Annotated in this window: 4 protein-coding genes; 3 read left to right on the top strand and 1 reads right to left on the bottom strand. The window is 68.7% G+C overall.

The genetic code is table 11. From position 1 onward, the window contains the following. Positions 1-206 precede the first annotated feature (206 nt). The 3 genes from ABZE72_RS16625 to ABZE72_RS16615 are packed head-to-tail and all read left to right on the top strand — an operon-like array spanning position 207 to position 1,756. The gene (locus ABZE72_RS16625) at positions 207-884 is read left to right on the top strand and encodes a hypothetical protein (RefSeq protein ID WP_372730149.1); all 678 of its coding nucleotides are present in this window, start codon (positions 207-209) and stop codon (positions 882-884) included. Beyond that, positions 872-1,162 (top strand): hypothetical protein, encoded by a 291-nt coding sequence (locus ABZE72_RS16620; protein ID WP_372730148.1) that lies wholly within the window; start codon positions 872-874, stop codon positions 1,160-1,162. The genes ABZE72_RS16625 and ABZE72_RS16620 overlap by 13 nt, the downstream gene beginning before the upstream one ends. Positions 1,163-1,171: 9 nt before the next feature. Beyond that, on the top strand, positions 1,172-1,756 hold the full coding sequence (locus ABZE72_RS16615) for a hypothetical protein (protein WP_372730147.1): 585 nt from the start codon (positions 1,172-1,174) through the stop codon (positions 1,754-1,756). A gap of 46 nt (positions 1,757-1,802) precedes the next feature. On the opposite strand, the gene ABZE72_RS16610 is transcribed toward ABZE72_RS16615, so the two are convergent. Next, a complete protein-coding gene (locus ABZE72_RS16610; protein ID WP_372730146.1) occupies positions 1,803-2,468 on the bottom strand; it encodes a DUF6629 family protein in 666 nt (221 codons plus the stop codon). Positions 2,469-2,517: the final 49 nt, after the last annotated feature.

Genomic DNA, 2,517 nt, shown 5'->3' with positions numbered 1-2,517 from the left:
TCAGCCCGTGCTCGTCGAGCAGGGTGCGGCCCAGTCGGGCTGCGTCGGTGAGGTGCACGTCGTTCTCCTGGGTCGTCTCCGTCTGGTCCAGGACCCTAGGTGGCGCCACCGACAGTCCCCCTGCCCCGGTCTGGTCATACGTCTGCCGCAACTCGCCATCACACCGAAGGCGCTACACGTGAGCCAACAACCTGCGACCATCCGGCATGCGCATCGGGACCTGGAACCTCGCCGGCCGGTGGAAACCCGAGCACCACGAGTTCCTGATCGGGATGGACTGCGAGGTCCTGCTGCTGACCGAGGTGAGTGAGCGGGTGGAGCTGAGCGGATACGCGGCTCATCTGACCGAGGAGTCCATGGCCCAGCGCCGTCGCTGGGCAGGTGTCTTCAGCCGGACCTCGCTTGCGCCGCTGCCCGACCCGCACCCGGCGAGTGCGATGGCACAGGTCGGTCCGTGGACGTTCTGCAGTTCGATCCTTCCGTGGAGGGGCGCACCCAGTCGACACCCCTGGGTCGGCGAGAGGCATGCTGCGAAGACCGAGAACGCCGTCGCAGCGCTGCTGCCTTCCCTGCCCACCACGGGCCTGATCTGGGGTGGCGACTGGAACCACGCTCTCGAGGAGCGTGAGTACGCCGGCACCATGGCCGGGCGAGGCTTCATCACGGAAGCCCTGGCCAAGCTGGGGCTCACAGTGCCCACGACCTGGCTTGCGCACTGCCTTGACGGACTGCTGACCATCGATCACGTCGCCGTTCCGGTGGAGGCCGACGTGCGCGACGCCTGGCAGCTGTCCGCGGTTGGCCCAGACGGCCGTCGGCTGTCCGACCACGATGCATACGTGGTCGAGGTTCGTAGCGATAGATTCGCGTCATGCCTGACCTGAGCAACGTGACACGGGACGACGTCATGGCCGCACTGGCCGAGTACGACAAGCTCGGTGGCGATGAGTTCTTGAGCCGGTACGGTTTCGGACCATCGCGCGAGTACGTGCTGCTGCACGGCGAGCGGTCATACGACTCCAAGGCCATTCTGGGCGTCGCCCACCGGTACGCCACCGGAGCTGCCCTCTCCTCCCAAGACTTCTCCGGAGGCCGCAGCGGTGCCGCCAAGGTGCTGCGCGCCTTGGGCTTCGAGGTCTCCGGGCCCGACGAGATACCGTAGGTCGTCGCGATGCCTGTCGGTGACTGCGAGCGCGCATTCGCGCAGGCGGCTGCCCAAGACGGGATCGTCCTGCAGCGGGCCCGGGTGCCGTGGCTGAACCAACGCGGCCACCTGGGTCTTCCCCCTGAGGCAGCGGGCGTCGTCGAGCTGATGCAGAGTATCTTCGACACTCTCGACGGCGACCTGGTGGCACAGGGCGCCAAGCGCCTGACCTCCCTTCCGGGTGACTTCGTCCACGCGCCGACTGGGACCTTCATCGAGATCGACGAGGCCCAGCACTTCACGAGTTACCGACGACTCACCCTGCTGCTGTATCCCGAGGACGCCCCCCTGGGCTTCTCCCTCGAGCACTATCTCTCGTTGTGCGAGCGGCTGGCCCCGCGCTCGGATCGGTACCGCTCCGACAAAGCTGCGGTCGGTTTCGGCAAACGGGGCCGAGGGCGTCAGCGTGCGTATCACGATGCTCTCCGGGACTTGGTCACTCCGGCGCTGGGGTCACCGGCCGTCATCCGCGTGGCCGCCCCCGAAAGCGACGGGGAACTGGCGTATGCGCGCGGCAGAGACGCCCTTCAAGCGCTCCATCAGGCGCCATAGGCGCAGACGGCATCCGGGACCGCGCACGACCCAGGCGCCTTGAGTCTCAGCCCGCGAGGCCGTGCAGGCGATCCGCATCCGGCAACCGCCGCCGGCGCACCATGTGGACGGCGATCAGGATCGAGGTCAGGGCCGCCCACACGCACCACAGCGAGGTGAAGGCCTCGGCGTACACCAGGGCGACGGTGGTGAGCCCGACCAGGTTCAGTACGCCGAACGCCACGATCGAGCGGTAGCCCGACAACAGCGACGGTCCGATCACCGCGACGATGTACAGCCCCGTCCAGAAGACGCCGTTCTCCAGCGGGGCGACGTAGGCGAGCGCGTGCGGGTGGGCGACCACCCGGATCGGTCCGTCGAGCACGGCGAGCGAGAAGTAGGTCGCCACCACCGCGCCCAACGCCACGAACGGCGCCACCCGGAGGCGGGCGCCGCGAGGCTCGAGCAGCAGCACCGCCAGTGGCATCAGGATCGGTAGCAGCGGGAAGGCGATCACCAGGTAGGCGACGGCCGCCGCCTGCTGCACCGACGCGGAGACGTCACCGTCCACGCCTGCCCAGACGACGGCCTCGATGAGTTGGTGCACCGCGAAGAGCAGCGGCAGCGCCGCGAAGGGGATCTCGCGCGCGTGCCGGACCTCGCGCAACGCCACGGCGGCGATCGGCAGCAGGCCCAGCCCCACCACCAGGTCGGCCTCGGCGGAGAAGCACACGGACGAACGCCTTCCGGTGGTCGGGCGAGAGCCCCGACCCTACGCTTGC

It is taken from the genome of Nocardioides sp. (assembly GCF_041600255.1).
Taxonomy (GTDB): Bacteria; Actinomycetota; Actinomycetes; order Propionibacteriales; family Nocardioidaceae; genus Nocardioides.
The sequence above is the reverse complement of the archived record's forward strand: the minus strand, read 5'-3'. Positions and strand labels throughout refer to the sequence as shown.

Excerpts from the sequence above, each read along its gene's own strand:
- ABZE72_RS16615 (WP_372730147.1), top strand. The coding sequence starts at position 1,172 with ATGCCTGTCGGTGACTGCGAGCGCGCATTCGCGCAGGCGGCTGCCCAA.
- ABZE72_RS16620 (WP_372730148.1), top strand. The coding sequence starts at position 872 with ATGCCTGACCTGAGCAACGTGACACGGGACGACGTCATGGCCGCACTG.
- ABZE72_RS16625 (WP_372730149.1), top strand. The coding sequence starts at position 207 with ATGCGCATCGGGACCTGGAACCTCGCCGGCCGGTGGAAACCCGAGCAC.